The sequence below is a fragment of the Providencia sp. PROV268 genome, from assembly GCF_028477805.1.
Classification (GTDB): Bacteria; Pseudomonadota; Gammaproteobacteria; order Enterobacterales; family Enterobacteriaceae; genus Providencia; species Providencia stuartii.
Genome location: NZ_JAMPLW010000014.1, coordinates 58,105 through 77,193, shown reverse-complemented (window position 1 = coordinate 77,193; position 19,089 = coordinate 58,105). Strand labels below are relative to the sequence as shown.

Genomic DNA, 19,089 nt, shown 5'->3' with positions numbered 1-19,089 from the left:
GTTAGAATGGTTTAATGCCATTGGTAAGCGTGTTGATGAGTGGTTGATGTATTTGACGCAGCGTGGTGTTGCAGAGTGGGATACCACGCTGTCTTACCCGAAAACCGCCATTGTTCAATTTAACAGTGTTGTCTATGTTTCGATTAAAGAAACCAAAGGTGAGCAACCTGATAAATCGCAAGCTGCATGGTCTACGCTGGGTGTGTTTTTGGGGTTAGGTAATTATTACAACAAGACGGAGTCTGACACTAAGTATCAACCAAAGGGAAACTATGCTCCAGCGGGGGATTATGCGACAAATACGGCGCTAAAGAGTGGGTTAAATGGAAAGTTTGATAAAACTGGGGGGATAATCACCGCTAGTGGTCAAGCTATAGCACTTCAAAATACAGATAACACTCAGTCACATAGTATTGGTTTTCTTGACTCATCAGGTAATCGACGTGGATTGATTGGTTATACAAACGCAACAAATGATTTTGTGTTGAGTAATACACGTTCCGGAATAACTTTAAAATTAACCGCAGGTGGTAAAGCGTTAATCGGTGATAAGGAAATAGCAAGAGCTGGTGATTATGGGATCGGTGCAAATGCAATAACAAGTAATAATTGGGATTTAATTAATAAAACAGGTATCTATACAAATTCATCAAGTGAACAACCAGAATTACCTGTGCGAGCAGCGTATTTATGCTTAATTCACATGCAAACTTCACTTAACGCGACTCAAGTTTGTTTTAGAGCAAGTGCTTTACTGCCGCTAACCTACAGGCGCTCTTTTGATAATGGTGCGTGGAGTGAGTGGAAAGTAGATTATAACGAAGCAAATACCACAGTTGATCGTAACGGTTATTTAAAAGCTTCAGGAACAGCAGAACATCTTAGCGATTGTCTTGTCGGTGTTCCTTTACCTTGGCCTCAAGCTACAGCCCCGACGGGGTATTTAATCTGCAACGGTCAATCATTCAATAAAACAACGTATCCTCTTTTATCGCAAGCTTACCCATCTGGTGTATTACCTGATTTACGTGGCGAGTTTATCAGAGGTCTTGATGCGGGTCGTAACATTGATAGTAATCGAACTGTCCTATCCCCTCAGGGGGATGCTATCAGGAATATTACAGGTGAGTTCGGAAATAATGGTCTTGCGAATCGGAATAGTGACTGGAGCGGACAAGCTAGCGGGGCCTTTTCAAGAAATCGCGGCGGAATATATTCAAACCGTGAAGTTGACTACGCTGGATGTACTTATACATTTGACGCATCGCGTGTTGTACCAACAGCAAACGAAAATCGCCCCCGTAACATTGCATTTTTATATATCGTGAGAGCAGCATAATGAACAAATATAATTTAGAAATCACTCAAGGCAAAATCGGACAAGATGGCTATGTGTCACAGACAGGTTGGGTAAAAACCTATTGCATCAACGAAGCAACGCGGGAGTATGTCGGTGCGACGATGGAACATATCACTATCGGCGGTGGTTTACCTGCGGGAGCCTATTTAGATGTGCCACAATTACCAGAAAAAGACGATATAGCTATCGTACGTAGTGAAGATGGAAAATCATGGTTGCATGTCACAGACCACAGAGGTAAAACAGCGTACAACACAGAGACCCGTCAGCCTGTTGAAGTCGATTTTATCGGCGATTTACCCGATACACTCACACTCTTAGAGCCAAAAACAGAATTTGATAAGTGGAACGGTAAAAAATGGGTCACTGATACGGAAGCACAAAAAGCGGCGTTAGTTGCAGAGGCTGACAATGAAAAAGCCCAGAGACTGAATGAAGCGAATGACACAATCACGTATTTGCAGGAGGCTGTTGACGTGGGTTTAGCTACTGAAACTGAAACAGCAGCACTGCAAGAGTGGAAAAAATACCGCGTCCTGTTAAACCGTGTTGATACGTCATTGGCACCTGATATTGAGTGGCCAGAAAAACCATATTAATTACGTAAACATATCAAAATTCCAAGGATGGAGTTGTTAAATACATGCAGCGAATGCATAATTACCCTCCTGTGAGCCGTTTAACATGTAAGGGTAATTATGTTTTTTTGGGATTGTATTAGAAGATTAAATAGGCAGCGAAACATTAAAACTAAGAAAATAAAAACACGTTTAAAACTCAAATACATGAAGCTTTTTTATAGAAGCAGGCAAAAAAAATTACCTATATATACTAATGTATGTATTTTTATGCATGGGCAAGCGATTGGAGATGGGATAATTACGTCAGGCTTGATATCTGAACTTAGAAAAGCTGGAAAGAAAGTTTTCATTGTTGCTCCTGAGAGAGTTAGCTTTTTATTTTTAGATATCATAGGGGTTGATGGTTTTTTCCCTTATAAGAAAAAAAATATTCGTCAATTAGTAAAAGAGCTAAAAGAAGTTAACATTGATTTAGTCATTGATACTTTTGATTTTGACCATACTATTATGTATAGGTTGAAAACCTTATTTATGCTAAAGCCCAGGTTTGCGATAGGCTTCGATCAGCCGGAACAAACGATTTTTGATGTTAATTTACATACTAAAGATGATGTGCACTTATCTGAAAGAATGCGGAAAATTATTGATTTTTTAGAAATTAAAAGTGATAGCTATCATTATTCCTTGTCATTTACTAATGCTGCATTTAACTCGGCTCATCAATATGCTAATGCTATAAAAGAAAATAAAAAACTGATTATATTTAACCCGTTCGGTTCTCAAAAGATACGTTCATTATCAATGGAACAAGTAAATTGTATTTTAGCGTACTTAAATACACTGAGGGGTTTTAAAACCGTTGTTTTCAATATGGGTGAGAATATTTCGTGTAACGATTTTGACAATGTCACATTAAACCCTTTTAATGACGCAGGAAAATCTTTTGCATTGGCGAGTAATGCAGATATTATTGTTACAGTTGATACCGCAATGGTTCATTTAGCAAGTGCATTAGGTATTACTCAATACTGTATTTACAATAATAGAATTCATAATTTGAAACAAAATAATAATATTCTTTTTGGACCAAATAATGTGAATGCAAGACAATTAACAACGTCAGAACATGTAAATACGGAAGAGGGGGATAATATGCATAATTTTGATGTTTCCGTGCTTATAGCCGCAATGAATGCAGATTTAAACCCAAAATGTATCCGATAATGAGAAGCCACCGGTTTGGTGGTTTCTCATCACATTAAGCATTTTTTACTGGTTCAGGATACAAACATCATTCGAATTAGCCACAGAGCCGGAATTGTGACGCAAAAAGCAAGTTGAAGCTGAGAGACTCGCTAAGATAGAAGCCGAGCGATTGGCGAAAGAGGAGGCGGATAGGCAAGCGGAGGAGGCTAAGAACGCCGAAATTGAAGCCGAGGAAGACATCTAATCTTCTTTGCTGTATACCCCCGCGGAAATCTCTTACTCACTGAGTTAGATTTGCGAGATTGTGCATGATTATTCTACTTTCTTGCGTGTGATTTATCAGCAGAACTGCTTAGATAACTTTCTATGAACTCAATTACTGGAGCCCTTTTTGGTTGCTCTATCTGGCAGTACAAAGATGAATTAGAAAGTAAGAGTATAAACTCATTGATCGAAATAGCCTTGTCATCTATCTCTGTTTTATAGAAAACATAGATACGTGATTGTTCAGTGTGAGACGGCTCTCTATTTTCATTGATGCAAGTAAGTGCGAGTAAGATAAGTTGCGTACTGGTCATAAACCCTCCAATAAAGTCTGGAGTTAATTATAAGCAGTCAGACAATGGCGCGATATCAATATTGGTCGTAATGTTATCAGATATCACTGTGACGAACTGTGCCGAAATTGTGACACAAAAATGAGAGGAATCGATAAAAATAGGCAAAAATAAGCAAATCGCAAAAATGCTGGCTGGCTTGTAGTGCGGCTTTGCTAGCTAAAAATCATTAAGCAATATTTGCACATCCTGTGATTCATAGTCTAATGCCGAGGTAGCTTCATCCAAAATCAAAATATCCGGTTTTGTCAGTAACGCTCTAGCGAGTGCGATGCGCTGGCGCTGCCCTCCCGAAAGATTCAGTCCACGCTCTGACAGAGGGGAGCTAAACTGCTCAGGAAGTGACATAATAAAGTCATAGGCGCCTGCAAGTTTAGCCGCTTCCACAACGTCATCATGATTGGCTTGTGGTTTACTCAAACGAATGTTTTCTTCAATAGTACCGACAAACAACATACTTTCTTGAAGTACGACACTCATGCGGCGACGCAGAGCAACCGTATCGCTAACCGCAAGATCCATCCCATCGACAATCACTTGACCATGTTGTGGAATATATAACCGTTGCAGTAGTTTCGTTAAGGTACTTTTTCCAGAGCCTGAAGGCCCAGTAATACCGATAAACTCTCCCGCTTTAACGGATAATGAAAGATGACTCAGCACTTCTGGGGCTTCGGGTTGATAACGAAAACGAATATTTTGGAACTCAATACGGCCTTGAATAGATGCCGAACTGACAATGCCTTTTCGTTCATTTTCAATAGGCTCATCCAAAATATCCCCCACACGGCGAAGAGAGATAATGGTATGCTGAAAATCTTGCCATATTTGCGCTAATCGAAGTACAGGTTGAGTGACATGAGCGCTTAACATATTGTAGGCAACCAATTCACCGGGGGTGATCCCCCCATTCATCACCTCTTTGACACCCACCCAAAGCAACAGCGCTGTGGTAATTTTACTGACGAGAGCCATTAGCTGTGAGGCGACCTCACTACGCAAGGTGACTTTAAAACCTTGAATAAGTTGTTTACTGAGTAACTTTTGCCAGCGACGATAAAAATAGGTTTCAGTTGCTGTCGTTTTAATCGTTTCAATCCCTGTGACAGCCTCTGTTAAGAAGGTTAGCCCATTTTCATCGGCTTGATAGGACTTCTCTGTTTGTTGCCGAATAATGGGGCCGAGTATCATCCATAAAATAAAAAAGATGACCAAAGAGCCAATGAGAAGCCATGACATAATGGCGCTATAGGTAAACAAAATGGCAATAAAAAGGCTAACAAAGAGTAAATCGATAAATAGCATCAAGGTAGAGCCAGTTAAAAACTGGCGGATATGGGCCATTTCACGAATTCGAGCGATAATTTTCCCTGTAGGGCGCCGCTTAAAATAGCCCAATGGTAGTGCCATTAGGTGCCGATAGAGTTTTCCTGATAATTCAGCGCCAATTTGTGTACTGGTATGGCTAAAAATTTTATTCCGAAGAAAACTATAAAGCGGCTCTGCAAAGGCAATACTAATAATGCCTATTGCCAAGACATGAAGGCTATTTAAACTACGTCCAACAAGTACCTTATCAATGACATTTTGAAATAATAATGGGCTAACTAAGGCAAAAAGTTGCACGACAGCTGCAAGGATAAAAACATTCTTTAATTGGGCGCGCTGACGTAATATTGAAGGGATAAACCAGCCAATACCAAACTTTCTTTTTTGCTCGGCTTCAAATTGTTCTTTGATTAATAACACGGCAAAGCGGCTATTTACCTCTGTATTATGTTCATGCCACAGACAAAGTTCACCTTGTGTGGGGTGAATTAACACTAACGCCCCCTCATGATTGTTTGCCAGCACCCACCAAACATCGTGAATACGAATTAGTGCAGGAAGGGGAAGGTTAGCAATTTGCTGTTTGTCTAAATCATCAAGCTCACTTTCATAGCCTATAATGTGGGCACATTCTCTAAGCTCCCAGTCGGTCGGTGAATCAGAGCTCATGCCAATAGCATGCATTAATTGGTCTTTAGTGACATTTTTTTGATAATGGTTTGCCACCCACACTAAAGCCTCTAAACCATAATTTGTTTCAGTCGCAGTCATGGATTATTTTTCCCTCATGGCGGTGGTGGTATATTCTTGAATAGGGCTAAGTAAATAATCGATGACGCGACGTTTTTCGGTTTTAATTTCGGCAGTGACCGATAAACCGGGGGTTAATTCGATGTGATTGCCTTCAACCAATAGGCTTTTTTTCTTTAAACCTATTTGTCCTAAAAAAACCAAACCTAATTGCTCGTCTTGGGTGCTATCTCTAGAAATCGAAATGACTTCACCATCGATAGTGCCATAGCGTGTGTAGGGGAAAGCATCTATTTTGACCGTTGCTAATTGGCCTTCACGAATAAATCCAATGTCTTTATTGAGAATTTTGACTTCGGCTAATTGCACGTCATTATTGGGCACAACCACCATCAATTGTTGAGCTGGCTGTAATACGGCACCTAAAGTATAGGTCGCGAGTTGTTGTACTGTACCATCTACAGGGGAACGAATAATTTTTAACTGCTCTCTTTCTTGGTTTTTTAGTAATTCCTGCTCCGCTGAAACTAATTTAAATTCAGCTTGGCGATATTTTTCATACCACTCTTGGGTTTTCTGTGTCTGTAGTCGGTGACGTTTTTCATGTAGTGCGGAATGTTGACTATTGAGGATCGCTAGCTCGGATAATTTTGAGGTTTTCTCTTTTTTCGCCATTAACAGTTCACGCTCTTGCTCCAAAAACTCTTTTTGGCTAATCAGTTGCTGATTATTTAATACCCGATGGGCATCAAGGCGTTTTTGTATATTGATGATCAAAGTATTAACGTCTTTTAATTCACGCTCTCTTGCCGAATAATGAGTTCTATTCAATATTATTTCATTATCAATCTCATTGAGTAACGCATCATATTCATTTTTTAAGCTTTGATAGCTTTCTAAAAGGCGTTGCTGCTCTGTAGGTAATAATTTAGCAAACTCCGGAGTGAGCTCAGGGGAGATTTGATTTAATAACGCATGATGTACCCATTTTTCAATTTGTTGAAAATGAATTTGATAATTAAGATTATGAATATCTTGATTGATCCCTAAGACATTAACACTTAATAATGGGTCGCCTTGTTTGACGTGTTGTCCATCAGCCACATAAATATGTTGTAAGCGGCTAAGCTCAAAGGCTTGAATAACTTGTGTTCGCCCGGAAACGACCAATCGGCCTTGTGTCGTCGCTTGAATATCTAATTTACCGATATATGACCAAATAATCGCAAATAAAATGCCAATACTGATAATGATGGCCGTTGTTAAGGCTAGGTAAGACGGCGGGCTTTTTAATAGTGCTAAATGTGACGGTAAAAAATGGTTATACCGTGTCGTTGCTGCTGTTTGTTTCATAACTAACATCCGTGTCATTATTTAAAAGATTGCTGTAACGCCCATAAATGTTGATAAAACTGGCCTTGCTCAAGTAATTGTTGATGGCTTCCTTGTTCAACAATTTTGCCTTGTTGCATCACGATAATACGTTGGTGATGACGAATAGTAGAAAGGCGATGAGCAATCGTAATTACCGTTCTGCCCTGAGCAATAAGCTGCATATTTTTTTGAATGATAGCTTGAGACTCATCATCTAATGCGCTGGTGGCTTCGTCAAAAATAATAATTTTAGGGTCGGCGAGCAGTGTACGTGCAATAGCAATTCTTTGGCGTTGTCCCCCAGACAGTGATGCGCCTCCTTCGGATAATATGGTGTCATAACCCATCGGTAATTTTAAGATAAAATCATGGGCCCCCGCCATTTTGGCGGCATGTATGACTTCATCCATTGACGCATTGGGATAAGTTTGCGCAATATTATCGAAAACGGTTTGGTTAAAAAGAAAGTTTTCTTGTAATACGATGCCAATTTGCCTTCTGAGCGAATGAATATTCATCGATGAAAGAGGAGTGCCATCTAATAGGATCGTTCCTTTCTCAGGGGTATATAATCGGAGTAATAAACGTGCAAGAGTACTTTTCCCTGAGCCAGATGTACCAACAATGCCTAATGTTTCACCAGCCTGAATCGATAAATTAAAATTATCGAGAATATAAGGCATGTCAGGTTGATAGCGAAAAGAGATATTACGCAAATGGATATGGCCTTTTAAGGTGTTATTATCTGCTTGTTTTGTTTGCTCTGTCGGCAAATTGATAATTTGCGCTAATTTTTCAATGGCAACTTTGGTTCTAATATAATCCCCCCAGAGCTTAACCAACTTAACAAGAGGCTGGCTTGCATGATTGACCATCATATGAAATGCAATAAATTGACCAATAGTAAGCTGTAAGGCTAAGACTTCAGAGGCACCAATCCACAAAATAACGGCGCTGGTTAATTTCTCAATCACCATCACAATATGTTCAGAGCGGGAGTTGATTTGGCCTGCCGCAAATGTCGTATGACTCATATCAGAAGTTTGCTGATCCCAGCGGCGAGTAAAATTGGGCTCTATTGAGAGGCTTTTGGCTGTTTCAATACCATTAATACTTTCGGTTAAAAATGAGGTGTTGATGGCAATATTTGCAAATTGCTTATGGGCCGCGGCCTCAATTTTAGGCGTCAGCCACCAAGCAACTAATAAATAGAAGGGAATTGAGCATAAAAAAACCAACATTAAGGTTGAGGATAATAGGCTCATGACATAAAGAAAAACAAATAAAAAGAGCACATCAACACAGAGTGTAAAAAAACTTCCTGTCAAAAACTCGCGAATAGTCTCTAGCTCTTTAACGCGTGTAACGATTGCACCAATTTGCCGAGTTTTAAAAAACGAAAGGGGCAGATGTAGTAAATGATTGACCAACTTTAACCCTAAAGTCATATCGATACGGTTAACGGTATGGTTATAAACATACTCACGCAGCCCTTTAAGCGTCACTTCAAGGATGGCGGCAATAATAAGACCAAAGATCAGCAGATCTAATGTCATCATACTATTATGCACTAACACTTTATCCATAATGACTTGGATAATAATTGGTGTCACTAATGCGAGTATTTGCAAAATAAATGAAAATAATAAAACGCTAGCGATAATATATTTATATTTCAAAAATTCTGTTTTAAACCAAGTAATATCAAATTGGCTTTGTTTGGTTTTAACCTGTAGCCATTTACCACTCCACATTTGGATAAACTTATCCATACTCCATAATTCTGGAGGATGGTTACCAAATCGCTGAATAAGAACTTGTTCATGATTAAAATTAGCTAATAGATAAGCTACGTTATCATTATCATAAATAATAGAAGGAGAATCTATCTTACTAATGTTTTTATTGGTTTGATTTTTATATTTACACTTTATATTAAGCTTGTTTTGAAGCGCTTTTAATGTATCACGGAAACTTTCTTTCTCTGCGGTGATGGTATTAAACTCGTCTTGACTAATATCACTTGTTAACTTAATGATGATGCCAATAAAGTAGAGTGCTGACTGAGTATTTTCACTTTCCATTTTTTCTGTGAATATTCCTTTGGGTTATTGCTTGTCATATAGGATGGTTGATATTTATTGCTGATAAAATAATGTTAGCAATAATAGATGAAATAGCATGGATAGTTTTCACAGAGATAATACAGAAATAATAGTTATCAGTGTATTGAAGTTTGTCTTATATATTATTGGTTCTTATTTGGTTTATAATGAAGGGTTATATATTCCCTTCATTATAAATAAAGCTTGAATTTATTGGTATTCGGGCAAATCTAAGAAACGGTGTATGGCTCTAAGTACATGATCTGGTTTCTCTGCATGAACCCAATGCCCTGCATCCGCGACGACCCATGCTTTCGCATTTGGGAACTGTGCGGCAATCTCTTCTCTATATTCGGCTTGCACATAAGGGGAGTTACCGCCGGGGATTAATAGAACAGGTTTATCCCAAGCCGGAACGGTTTCCCAGCCAATAATAGACTCATAGTTTTCTTTGATGGCAGGCAGGTTAAATTTCCACTCGCCTTGGCGGAATGATTTGAGTAAAAACTGAATGACACTCTCTTCATCAAGGTATTCGCGCATGACTACCGTCGCGTCTTGGCGGCTTTTGACGCCAGCGTGGGTCACCGCTTCGAGAGCCGCAATAATGGTATCGTGGCGGCGAACTTGATAAGCGACAGGCGCCATATCAATAGCCACAACTTTTTCTACGAAATGAGGGGCAATTTCGGTTGCTGCCATCGCAATTTTCCCGCCCATGGAGTGACCAATCAAAATGGCGTTTTCATATCCAAGGGATTGTAAGAGTGTCATGACATCTTGTGCCATTTGGCGATATTCCATTGTCGTGGCACGGAATGAGTCGCCATGGTTTCTGACATCAATTTGGATGGTGACAAAATATTTTTGTAAATCGCGGGCTAATACACCGAGATTATTGAGATCACCAAATAATCCGTGGATCAGCACGACAGGGGTAGACGATACCGGAGCTTCAGGTTTATGAATAGTATGGTTTAGCAGGTTTGTCATAGTTCATTTTCAGCTTATTTATCTTCTTTAACGATATGATGGCATGTACATTAGCAAAATCCAAACGGGTCGATTAATTATTCAATGCTATCAATAAAAGAATAAATGGAATATTAAGGTCTCATTCTTCTCATTATTGTATTTTTTTCTGATTAAACATAAAACCACCAATCAGATGATAACTTACTGAAATATCGTTGAACTTAGTGTGCTGTTTACTTTAAGTTATTGAAATTTTAATTGTTTTGTTTTCTTGAAATCTATCTTATAATCCCAACGCAAATTTTAGTTAAAAAAGTACTGGGAAAAAATGAAAACGATAGAAGTTGATGAAGAGCTTTACCGCTATATTGCCAGCCACACACTGCATATCGGTGAAAGTGCATCGGATATTTTGCGCCGTATGTTAAATTTAAAGTCCGGTCAGCCAGTACAAGTCGTTAAAGAACTCGGCAACGAACAGCCGCCGCAGCAGGCGGTCGAGACAAAAAAAACAGCCATTACGCCGCAAAATCCAGTTAGGGTGATGAGGGAGCTTTTACTCTCTGATGCTTATGCAGAAAAAAGCAAAGCCATCGACCGCTTTATGCTAATTTTATCGACACTCTATAGCTTAGACGCCACTGTTTTTGCTAATGCGACAGAGTCAATGCATGGTCGTACGCGTGTCTATTTTGCTGGCGATGAGCAAACACTGTTAGCCGCAGGTAAGCAGTCAAAACCACGGCATATTCCGGGAACGCCATTTTGGGTGATCACCAACACAAATACCAATCGCAAACGCAGCATGGTTGAAGCAATCATGCAGGAAATGCAGTTCCCTGCCAATGTGATTGAGAAAGTTTGTAATACTATCTAATCGAAAAATTGAGGCATCGCTGGTGTCACAAATAGGGCACCAGTGCATTGGGAGATAACAAGTGACAATACATGAACGCGCAGGGCAGCTTCCGTTTCAGAAAGATTTGATTAATGTTGCACAACTAACCGCTCAATATTATCAACTAAAACCACAAGTCGGTAACCCTGAACATGCAGTGAAGTTTGGAACATCGGGGCATCGAGGCAGTGCAAGTAGGAAAAATTTCAACGAAAATCATATTCTTGCTATTGCTCAAGCGGTTGCTGATTTACGTAAAAAGCAAGGGCTAACAGGGCCATGCTTTGTCGGCAAAGACACCCACGCGTTGTCTGAAGCGGCATTTATTACGGTTATTGAGGTGTTAGCTGCAAACCAAGTCAATGTGGTTATCCAAGCCGATAACGGGTTTACTCCGACGCCTGCCATATCCCATGCGATTATCAGTTATAATCAATCCCATCAAGATGTTGCGGATGGAATTGTCATTACACCTTCTCATAACCCACCAGAAGATGGCGGTATAAAATATAATCCCTCGAATGGTGGCCCTGCTGATACCGATTTAACATCGGTTATCGAAAAGCAAGCAAATCAATTACTCGCAAACGGCCTTACGGGTGTTAAGCGTATTTCTTTTGAAGATGCGCTGGTCAGTGGTTATGTCACCGAACAAGATTTAGTCATGCCTTATGTCGCCGCACTGGGTGAAGTGGTGGATATGAAGGCGATTCAAAAAGCAGGTTTAAAATTAGGTGTCGACCCACTCGGTGGTTCTGGCATCGAATATTGGCGCAAGATTGCTGAATATTATCAATTAGATCTTGAACTGGTGAATGATCAATTAGATCAAACATTTCGTTTTATGCCGCTTGATCATGATGGTGTGATCCGCATGGATTGCTCATCGCGTTGGGCGATGGCTGGCCTATTAGGGATGAAAGAAAAGTTTGACTTAGCATTCGCCAACGACCCTGATTATGACCGTCATGGTATCGTCACCCCAGCAGGGTTAATGAATCCAAACCACTACCTTGCGGTCGCGATCGATTACCTATTCCAGCATCGCCCACAATGGGGGAAAGAGGTCGCCGTCGGGAAAACACTCGTTTCAAGTGCCATGATTGACCGTGTTGTTGCCGATATTGGACGTGAACTTGTCGAAGTACCCGTTGGTTTTAAATGGTTCGTCGATGGCTTGTTTAACGGAAAATTGGGTTTCGGCGGCGAAGAGAGTGCCGGAGCGTCTTTCCTTAAATTTGATGGCACACCTTGGTCGACAGATAAAGACGGTATCATTTTATGTTTGCTAGCGGCGGAAATTACTGCGGTGACAGGGGAAAACCCTCAGCAACGTTATAACAAACTCGCCGAAAAATTTGGTGCGCCTATTTATAGTCGTATTCAAGCCAAAGCCACCCATGAGCAAAAAGCGAAACTCAGTAAGTTGTCGCCAGAGATGGTCACTGCGGACTCTTTAGCGGGCGATAAGATCACTCAACGTTTAACGACGGCACCGGGTAATGGCGCTTCTATTGGCGGGCTAAAAATCATGACCGATTATGGTTGGTTTGCCGCTCGTCCATCCGGCACGGAAGAAGCGTACAAAATCTATTGTGAAAGTTTCCGTGGCGAAGAGCATTTACGCCAAATTGAACAAGAAGCAATAGAGATTGTGAATAAGGTTATTGCTTAATCAGCCGTATCATTAATGCCTAACTGGCTAGAGCAAAATATTTTCAAATCCCGATTATGCAAAACAGGCCATAATCGGGATTATATTTTTTATTCGTCCACTATCGCTTCATAATATTGTGGTGGTATTTGTTGTGACGGGATTAACAAAATTCCTCTCTTTTTTATCAATAAATTCAACTTATCGTATTTCCCATCAACTCGACAATAACCGTTGCAGCAAGTGACAGGTGATGATACAACCATAGTTACTGAGTTAATTTAACAAACATTGTTGAAATTGAAGATAGGGTGAAATCAATGAGTCAGGTTTATAATTTCAGTGCGGGTCCTGCCATGCTACCTGTTGAAGTCATGCGTCGTGCTGAACAGGAATTTTGTAACTGGAAAGGCTTAGGCGTTTCTGTTATGGAAGTTAGCCATCGCGGCAAGGATTTTATTGCGATAGCGGAGGAAGCAGAGCAAAATTTACGTGATTTATTAAATATTCCGCAAAATTATAAAGTACTATTTTGCCATGGTGGTGCTCGCGGTCATTTCGCTGCATTACCGCTGAATCTGTTGGGCGATAAAACCACGGCAGACTATATTGTTGGTGGCTATTGGGCGGAATCTGCGGCAGAAGAAGCACAAAAATATTGCACTCCTAACATTATCCAAGTCAAACAAGAAAAAGACGGTGTTGTGGGTGTGAAACCGATGAGCGAATGGCAATTAAGCTCAGATGCGGCTTATGTTCACTATTGCCCTAATGAAACTATTGATGGCCTAGCTATCCATGAAGAACCTGATTTCCCGAAAGACAAAGTGATCATTGCGGACTATTCATCTTCGATTCTGTCTAAACCTATTGATATTAGCCGTTATGGCGTGATTTATGCAGGAGCACAAAAGAATATTGGTCCAGCGGGTCTTACCATTGTTATTATCCGTGAAGATCTCTTGGGCAAAGCTTCAAAGCAGACACCCTCAATATTTGATTATACAACCTTAGCAAAATATGACTCGATGTTTAATACACCGCCGACTTTTGCTTGGTATTTATCAGGCATGGTCTTTAAGTGGTTGAAAGAGCAGGGCGGCTTGCAGGAAATGGCAAAACGCAACTATGAAAAATCACAATTGTTGTATAACGCAATCGATGATAGTGAATTTTATATTAACCGCGTTGCGGTCGAAAACCGTTCTTGGATGAACGTACCTTTCCAAATGCAAAATCCTGCGTTGGATGACAAATTCCTTGAAGAAGCGAAAGCACAAGGGCTATTGTCACTAAAAGGTCACCGCGTTTCAGGTGGGATGCGTGCATCAATATACAATGCGATGCCATTAGCCGGTGTCCAAGCACTTGTTGATTTCATGGCAGACTTTGAACGTCGCCACGCATAATCATCTTCCCGACCCAATCCGCGCATTGGGTCGGGTTTAACTATCTTCATTTTTGAAAACGATAATAAATAATTAGGCAAACAGTACTGGAGAACCTGCGCTTTATGCAATCCCTGACATTACAACCTATCTCTTCAATTAACGGAACGATCAACCTGCCAGGGTCTAAAAGTGTATCGAACCGAGCGCTGTTATTAGCGGCGATGGCTAATGGCACAACGTTACTGACAAACTTACTGGATAGTGATGATATTCGCCATATGCTGAATGCATTAAGCCAGCTTGGTGTTAATTACCAATTGTCTGAAGATAAAACACGTTGCCGTGTTCAAGGAGTCGGTGGGCGGTTATGCCATACTGACGAACTGGAAATTTTTCTGGGTAATGCGGGTACGGCAATGCGCCCATTGACCGCAGCATTGTCGTTAGCGAATAACAATATTGTGTTAACAGGCGAGCCTCGCATGAAAGAGCGCCCAATAGGGCATTTAGTTGATGCTTTACGTGAAGGTGGCGCTACGATTGATTACCTAGAACAAGAAAATTATCCACCCCTTCGCTTACGTGGTGGTTTTTCTGGTGGTGAAATATCGGTTGATGGCTCTGTCTCTAGCCAATTTTTGACCGCACTTTTGATGGCCGCGCCGTTGGCTGAGAAAGAGACAATCATTACTATCTCAGGTGAATTGGTTTCAAAACCTTATATCGATATCACCTTAGCTTTGATGGCAACGTTTGGCGTTGAAGTGGATAATCACCAATATCAACGCTTTGTTATTAAAGGGCAACAGCAGTATCAATCACCCGGTGAATACTTAGTCGAAGGTGATGCGTCATCAGCATCCTATTTTCTTGCCGCGGCAGCTATTAAAGGTGGTACTGTCAGAGTGACAGGTATTGGTCGTAATAGTCTCCAAGGCGATACCAAGTTTGCCAATGTACTGGAGAAAATGGGGGCAACAATTCGTTGGGGGGATGACTTTATTGAATGCCAACGAGGTACGTTAAACGGAATCGATATGGACATGAACGCTATCCCAGATGCGGCGATGACCATTGGTACTGTGGCACTGTTTGCGCAAGGGGAAACGGTGATCCGTAATATCTATAATTGGCGCGTGAAAGAGACGGATAGACTGTATGCTATGGCGACTGAACTGCGTAAGGTCGGTGCTGAAGTCGAAGAGGGGCACGATTTCATCCGTATTGTTCCGCCAGCGCAATTACAGCATGCTGAAATTGAAACCTATAACGATCACCGAATTGCTATGTGTTTTTCGCTCGTTGCCTTGTCTGATACCCCTGTTACGATTTTAGATCCAGGGTGCACGGCAAAAACATTCCCAGATTACTTCCAACAATTAGCCCGTCTGAGCTAAATTTTAATTATTCGACTGACTGACTTTGCATTGAGGCAATGTCAGTCAGTATCCATAATTAGCCGCCATTTATATATCTGCATAACCATTTTTCTGCGACTCATCAGAACCTGCTTATTTCACAAAATCGTCGAGTAGGTATAATACCACTACAGATTTTAATTGCAGGTGGTGAAACCACGTGCAGAGAAGGAGACCTTTTATGGTGGCAATTGCCCCTGTAATAACCGTTGATGGACCAAGTGGTGCTGGTAAAGGTACATTATGCCAAGCGCTGGCAAACCAGTTTGGATGGCAACTCTTAGATTCTGGTGCGATTTATCGTGTTCTCGCATTAGCGGCTTTACATCATCATGTAGACATTCAGTCTGAAGATGCGTTAGTACCTTTAGCGGCAAACCTAGATGTACGCTTTGTGCCAGAAGAAAACCAGTTAAAAGTGATTTTAGAAGGCGAAGATGTTTCAAATCAAATTCGCACGGAAGATGTGGGTAAAACCGCCTCGCAAATAGCAGCTTTTCCGCGTGTAAGGGAAGCGCTATTACGCCGGCAACGCGCATTTAGAGCGATGCCTGGTTTGATTGCAGATGGTCGTGATATGGGAACCGTTGTTTTTCCTGACGCTCCCGTCAAAATTTTTCTTGACGCTTCCGCAGAAGAGCGCGCTCATCGGCGCATGAAGCAGTTGCAGGAAAAAGGGTTTGATGTTAACTTTGAACGACTTTTAACCGAAATACAAGAACGCGACTATCGTGATCGTAACCGTTCGGTTGCACCTTTAGTTGCCGCGAAGGATGCTTTGATTTTGGACTCCACAAGTATGTCAATTGAGGAAGTCATTGAAAAAGCACAAGCCTACGCGAAAAAAATTCTGCAATTATCTTAATAATTGGCTGTATTTTAGCTTATAATGTAGATAGTATACGCATCTAATACTATGTTGATTTTTTCGCTTAACATGGTAATCACCTTATGACAAGGAAAGTTGTGGGGTATGTAAAACAACCCCATTTGGCCGGAAGCTGAATGGACGTTAATTTAAAACTCTTGAAGATCATTAATATGACAGAATCTTTTGCTCAACTCTTTGAAGAATCCCTGCAGAATATTGAAACCCGTCCTGGTTCTATCGTCCGTGGTACTGTTGTTGCCATCGATAAAGACGTTGTTCTGGTTGACGCAGGTCTGAAATCTGAATCTGCTATCCCAGTAGAACAATTCAAAAATGCTCAGGGTGAGCTAGAAATCCAAGTTGGCGACGAAATCGACGTAGCTCTGGATGCAGTTGAAGATGGTTTCGGTGAAACTATCCTTTCTCGTGAGAAAGCGAAACGCCACGAAGCATGGCTGATGCTGGAAAAAGCTTACGAAGAAGCTGAGACTGTAACCGGTGTTATCAACGGTAAAGTAAAAGGTGGTTTCACTGTAGAACTGAACGGTATCCGTGCGTTCTTACCAGGTTCACTGGTTGACGTTCGTCCAGTTCGTGACACAACCCACTTGGAAGGCAAAGAGCTAGAGTTCAAAGTTATTAAGCTGGATCAGAAACGCAACAACGTTGTTGTTTCTCGCCGTGCTGTAATTGAATCTGAAAGCAGCGCAGAACGCGATCAACTGCTCGAAAATCTGCAAGAAGGCATGGAAGTTAAAGGTATCGTTAAGAACCTTACTGACTACGGTGCATTCGTTGATCTGGGCGGTGTTGATGGCCTGCTGCACATCACTGATATGGCTTGGAAACGTGTTAAACACCCAAGCGAAATCGTCAATGTTGGTGATGAAATCACAGTTAAAGTTCTGAAATTCGACCGTGAGCGTACCCGTGTTTCTCTGGGTCTGAAACAACTGGGCGAAGATCCTTGGGTTGCAATCGCTAAACGTTATCCAGAAGGTACTAAACTGACTGGTCGCGTAACTAACCTGACTGACTATGGTTGCTTCGTCGAAATCGAAGAAGGCGTTGAAGGTCTGGTTCACGTTTCAGAAATGGATTGGACTAACAAAAACATCCACCCATCTAAAGTTGTTAACGTTGGTGACGTTGTTGAAGTTATGGTTCTGGATATCGATGAAGAACGTCGTCGTATCTCTCTAGGCCTGAAACAATGCAAAGCGAACCCATGGCAGCAATTTGCAGAAACTCACAACAAAGGTGACCGTGTTGAAGGTAAAATCAAGTCAATCACTGACTTCGGTATCTTCATCGGTCTGGAAGGCGGCATCGATGGCCTGGTTCACCTGTCTGACATCTCCTGGAACGTTGCAGGCGAAGAAGCAGTTCGTGAATACAAAAAAGGTGACGAAATCGCAGCCGTTGTTCTGCAAGTCGACGCAGAGCGTGAGCGTATCTCTCTGGGCGTTAAGCAGTTAGCTGAAGATCCATTCAATAACTACTTAGCAGCAACCAAGAAAGGCGCAATCGTAACTGGTAAAGTTATCGCAGTTGATGCTAAAGGTGCAACTGTTGAGCTGACTCTGGGCGTTGAAGGTTACCTACGTGCATCAGAAGCTTCTCGTGACCGTGTTGAAGATGCAACACAGGTTCTGAAAGTTGGTGATGATGTTGAAGCTAAATACACTGGTGTTGACCGTAAAAACCGTGTAATCAACCTGTCTGTTCGTGCAAAAGACGAAGCTGATGAAAAAGACGCTATCGCTACTGTGAACAAGCAAGAAGATACTAGCTTCGGTAACAACGCAATGGCTGAAGCTTTCAAAGCAGCTAAAGGCGAATAATTAAGGTAGGGGTAACAGGCGTTACCCCTTCGTAACGGTAGTTTAGGGAGGTACTATGACCAAGTCTGAGTTAATCGAAAGACTGGCTAGCCAGCAATCTCATCTGTCAGCAAAAACGGTCGAGGATGCTGTTAAAGAAATTCTCGAACATATGGCAGATACTCTGGCTGGTGGTGAACGTATAGAAGTCCGCGGATTCGGCAGTTTTTCTCTTCACTACCGTGCTCCGCGTGTTGGGCGTAACCCAAAAACTGGAGACAAAGTGGAGTTGGAAGGTAAATACGTTCCTCACTTTAAACCAGGTAAGGAATTACGTGACCGTGTAAATATTTATGGTCAATAATTGATTGTAAATCTTAATTATTAGTTCAAAACGGTGCTTGTGTTTCACAGCACCGTTTTTTTATTGGGGGTCTTTAACGTATTGATAGCGTTTCTGGCTAAAACGACACACTCAGTAAAGGGGATCGTGAGCTGCTTAATTGCTTATCTGACTCGCAGGAAACCGTTTAAGTATTGTCGTAGGGCTGGAGCAATCTGCTAATGGCTAAAAAATAGAGCACCATAGGTTAGGAGCGTAATAAAACTGGTTATGGTATAGCAATGGCTTGGAATGCAGACACAAGTTACCCGAACATGAATGACCCACTTAGGTAGTTAGATTATATAGGTTGTTGATATTTAGCTTAGCTAAAATCGAGATAGATGAAGCTATA

Annotated in this window: 14 protein-coding genes; 10 read left to right on the top strand and 4 right to left on the bottom strand. The window is 41.2% G+C overall.

Annotated features, from left to right (window positions below):
* From PR699_RS11935 to PR699_RS11925, 3 genes are all read left to right on the top strand, one after another.
* A partial coding sequence (locus tag PR699_RS11935; protein ID WP_336297934.1) for a tail fiber protein occupies positions 1 to 1,339 on the top strand: 1,339 nt, incomplete at its 5' end.
* Positions 1,339 to 1,959 (top strand): tail fiber assembly protein, encoded by a 621-nt coding sequence (locus PR699_RS11930; protein ID WP_121874663.1) that lies wholly within the window; start codon positions 1,339 to 1,341, stop codon positions 1,957 to 1,959. The genes PR699_RS11935 and PR699_RS11930, both read left to right, overlap by 1 nt.
* A 99-nt stretch (positions 1,960 to 2,058) precedes the next feature.
* A complete protein-coding gene (locus PR699_RS11925) occupies positions 2,059 to 3,165 on the top strand; it encodes a glycosyltransferase family 9 protein (protein WP_154639946.1) in 1,107 nt (368 codons plus the stop codon).
* A 758-nt stretch (positions 3,166 to 3,923) separates the two neighbouring features.
* Here the strand turns inward: PR699_RS11925 and PR699_RS11920 are convergent.
* The 4 genes from PR699_RS11920 to ybfF all read right to left on the bottom strand — a co-directional run bounded on the left by PR699_RS11920 (position 3,924) and on the right by ybfF (position 10,315).
* Complete coding sequence (locus tag PR699_RS11920; protein ID WP_014657924.1) at positions 3,924 to 5,864, bottom strand: type I secretion system permease/ATPase; 1,941 nt, start codon at positions 5,862 to 5,864, stop codon at positions 3,924 to 3,926.
* A 3-nt stretch (positions 5,865 to 5,867) separates the two neighbouring features.
* Positions 5,868 to 7,196, bottom strand: coding sequence for an HlyD family type I secretion periplasmic adaptor subunit (locus tag PR699_RS11915; RefSeq protein WP_014657925.1), 1,329 nt, complete (start codon positions 7,194 to 7,196; stop codon positions 5,868 to 5,870).
* Between the two features lie 17 nt (positions 7,197 to 7,213).
* Positions 7,214 to 9,301: a peptidase domain-containing ABC transporter gene (locus PR699_RS11910; RefSeq protein WP_014657926.1), complete on the bottom strand. Its 2,088-nt coding sequence runs from the start codon at positions 9,299 to 9,301 to the stop codon at positions 7,214 to 7,216.
* 231 nt (positions 9,302 to 9,532) lie between these two features.
* Positions 9,533 to 10,315 (bottom strand): esterase, encoded by a 783-nt coding sequence (gene ybfF, locus PR699_RS11905; RefSeq protein ID WP_014657927.1) that lies wholly within the window; start codon positions 10,313 to 10,315, stop codon positions 9,533 to 9,535.
* A gap of 310 nt (positions 10,316 to 10,625) precedes the next feature.
* Between ybfF and seqA the strand changes: the two genes are divergently transcribed.
* The 7 genes from seqA (at position 10,626) to ihfB (ending at position 18,716) form a co-directional block, all read left to right on the top strand.
* Entirely contained in the window at positions 10,626 to 11,174 is a 549-nt protein-coding gene (gene seqA, locus PR699_RS11900) for a replication initiation negative regulator SeqA (protein WP_004918133.1), read from the top strand.
* A gap of 61 nt (positions 11,175 to 11,235) precedes the next feature.
* A complete protein-coding gene (pgm, locus tag PR699_RS11895; protein WP_004918135.1) occupies positions 11,236 to 12,870 on the top strand; it encodes a phosphoglucomutase (alpha-D-glucose-1,6-bisphosphate-dependent) in 1,635 nt (544 codons plus the stop codon).
* A gap of 299 nt (positions 12,871 to 13,169) precedes the next feature.
* Positions 13,170 to 14,258, top strand: a complete 1,089-nt coding sequence (gene serC, locus PR699_RS11890) for a 3-phosphoserine/phosphohydroxythreonine transaminase (RefSeq protein ID WP_004918137.1) — start codon at positions 13,170 to 13,172, stop codon at positions 14,256 to 14,258.
* Positions 14,259 to 14,362: 104 nt separating this feature from the next.
* On the top strand, positions 14,363 to 15,637 hold the full coding sequence (gene aroA, locus PR699_RS11885) for a 3-phosphoshikimate 1-carboxyvinyltransferase (RefSeq protein WP_004918138.1): 1,275 nt from the start codon (positions 14,363 to 14,365) through the stop codon (positions 15,635 to 15,637).
* A 202-nt stretch (positions 15,638 to 15,839) separates the two neighbouring features.
* Entirely contained in the window at positions 15,840 to 16,523 is a 684-nt protein-coding gene (gene cmk / locus PR699_RS11880; RefSeq protein ID WP_004918139.1) for a (d)CMP kinase, read from the top strand.
* Positions 16,524 to 16,699: 176 nt separating this feature from the next.
* Positions 16,700 to 18,373: a 30S ribosomal protein S1 gene (rpsA, locus tag PR699_RS11875; protein WP_014657928.1), complete on the top strand. Its 1,674-nt coding sequence runs from the start codon at positions 16,700 to 16,702 to the stop codon at positions 18,371 to 18,373.
* A 55-nt stretch (positions 18,374 to 18,428) separates the two neighbouring features.
* The gene (ihfB, locus tag PR699_RS11870) at positions 18,429 to 18,716 is read left to right on the top strand and encodes an integration host factor subunit beta (RefSeq protein WP_004918141.1); all 288 of its coding nucleotides are present in this window, start codon (positions 18,429 to 18,431) and stop codon (positions 18,714 to 18,716) included.
* Positions 18,717 to 19,089: the final 373 nt, after the last annotated feature.

What these genes read in the sequence shown, in the direction of transcription:
- PR699_RS11930 (WP_121874663.1), top strand. Translation starts at nt 1,339, where the DNA reads ATGAACAAATATAATTTAGAAATCACTCAAGGCAAAATCGGACAAGAT.
- PR699_RS11925 (WP_154639946.1), top strand. Translation starts at nt 2,059, where the DNA reads ATGTTTTTTTGGGATTGTATTAGAAGATTAAATAGGCAGCGAAACATT.
- PR699_RS11920 (WP_014657924.1), bottom strand. Translation starts at nt 5,864, where the DNA reads ATGACTGCGACTGAAACAAATTATGGTTTAGAGGCTTTAGTGTGGGTG.
- PR699_RS11915 (WP_014657925.1), bottom strand. Translation starts at nt 7,196, where the DNA reads ATGAAACAAACAGCAGCAACGACACGGTATAACCATTTTTTACCGTCA.
- PR699_RS11910 (WP_014657926.1), bottom strand. Translation starts at nt 9,301, where the DNA reads ATGGAAAGTGAAAATACTCAGTCAGCACTCTACTTTATTGGCATCATC.
- ybfF (WP_014657927.1), bottom strand. Translation starts at nt 10,315, where the DNA reads ATGACAAACCTGCTAAACCATACTATTCATAAACCTGAAGCTCCGGTA.
- seqA (WP_004918133.1), top strand. Translation starts at nt 10,626, where the DNA reads ATGAAAACGATAGAAGTTGATGAAGAGCTTTACCGCTATATTGCCAGC.
- serC (WP_004918137.1), top strand. Translation starts at nt 13,170, where the DNA reads ATGAGTCAGGTTTATAATTTCAGTGCGGGTCCTGCCATGCTACCTGTT.
- aroA (WP_004918138.1), top strand. Translation starts at nt 14,363, where the DNA reads ATGCAATCCCTGACATTACAACCTATCTCTTCAATTAACGGAACGATC.
- cmk (WP_004918139.1), top strand. Translation starts at nt 15,840, where the DNA reads ATGGTGGCAATTGCCCCTGTAATAACCGTTGATGGACCAAGTGGTGCT.
- rpsA (WP_014657928.1), top strand. Translation starts at nt 16,700, where the DNA reads ATGACAGAATCTTTTGCTCAACTCTTTGAAGAATCCCTGCAGAATATT.
- ihfB (WP_004918141.1), top strand. Translation starts at nt 18,429, where the DNA reads ATGACCAAGTCTGAGTTAATCGAAAGACTGGCTAGCCAGCAATCTCAT.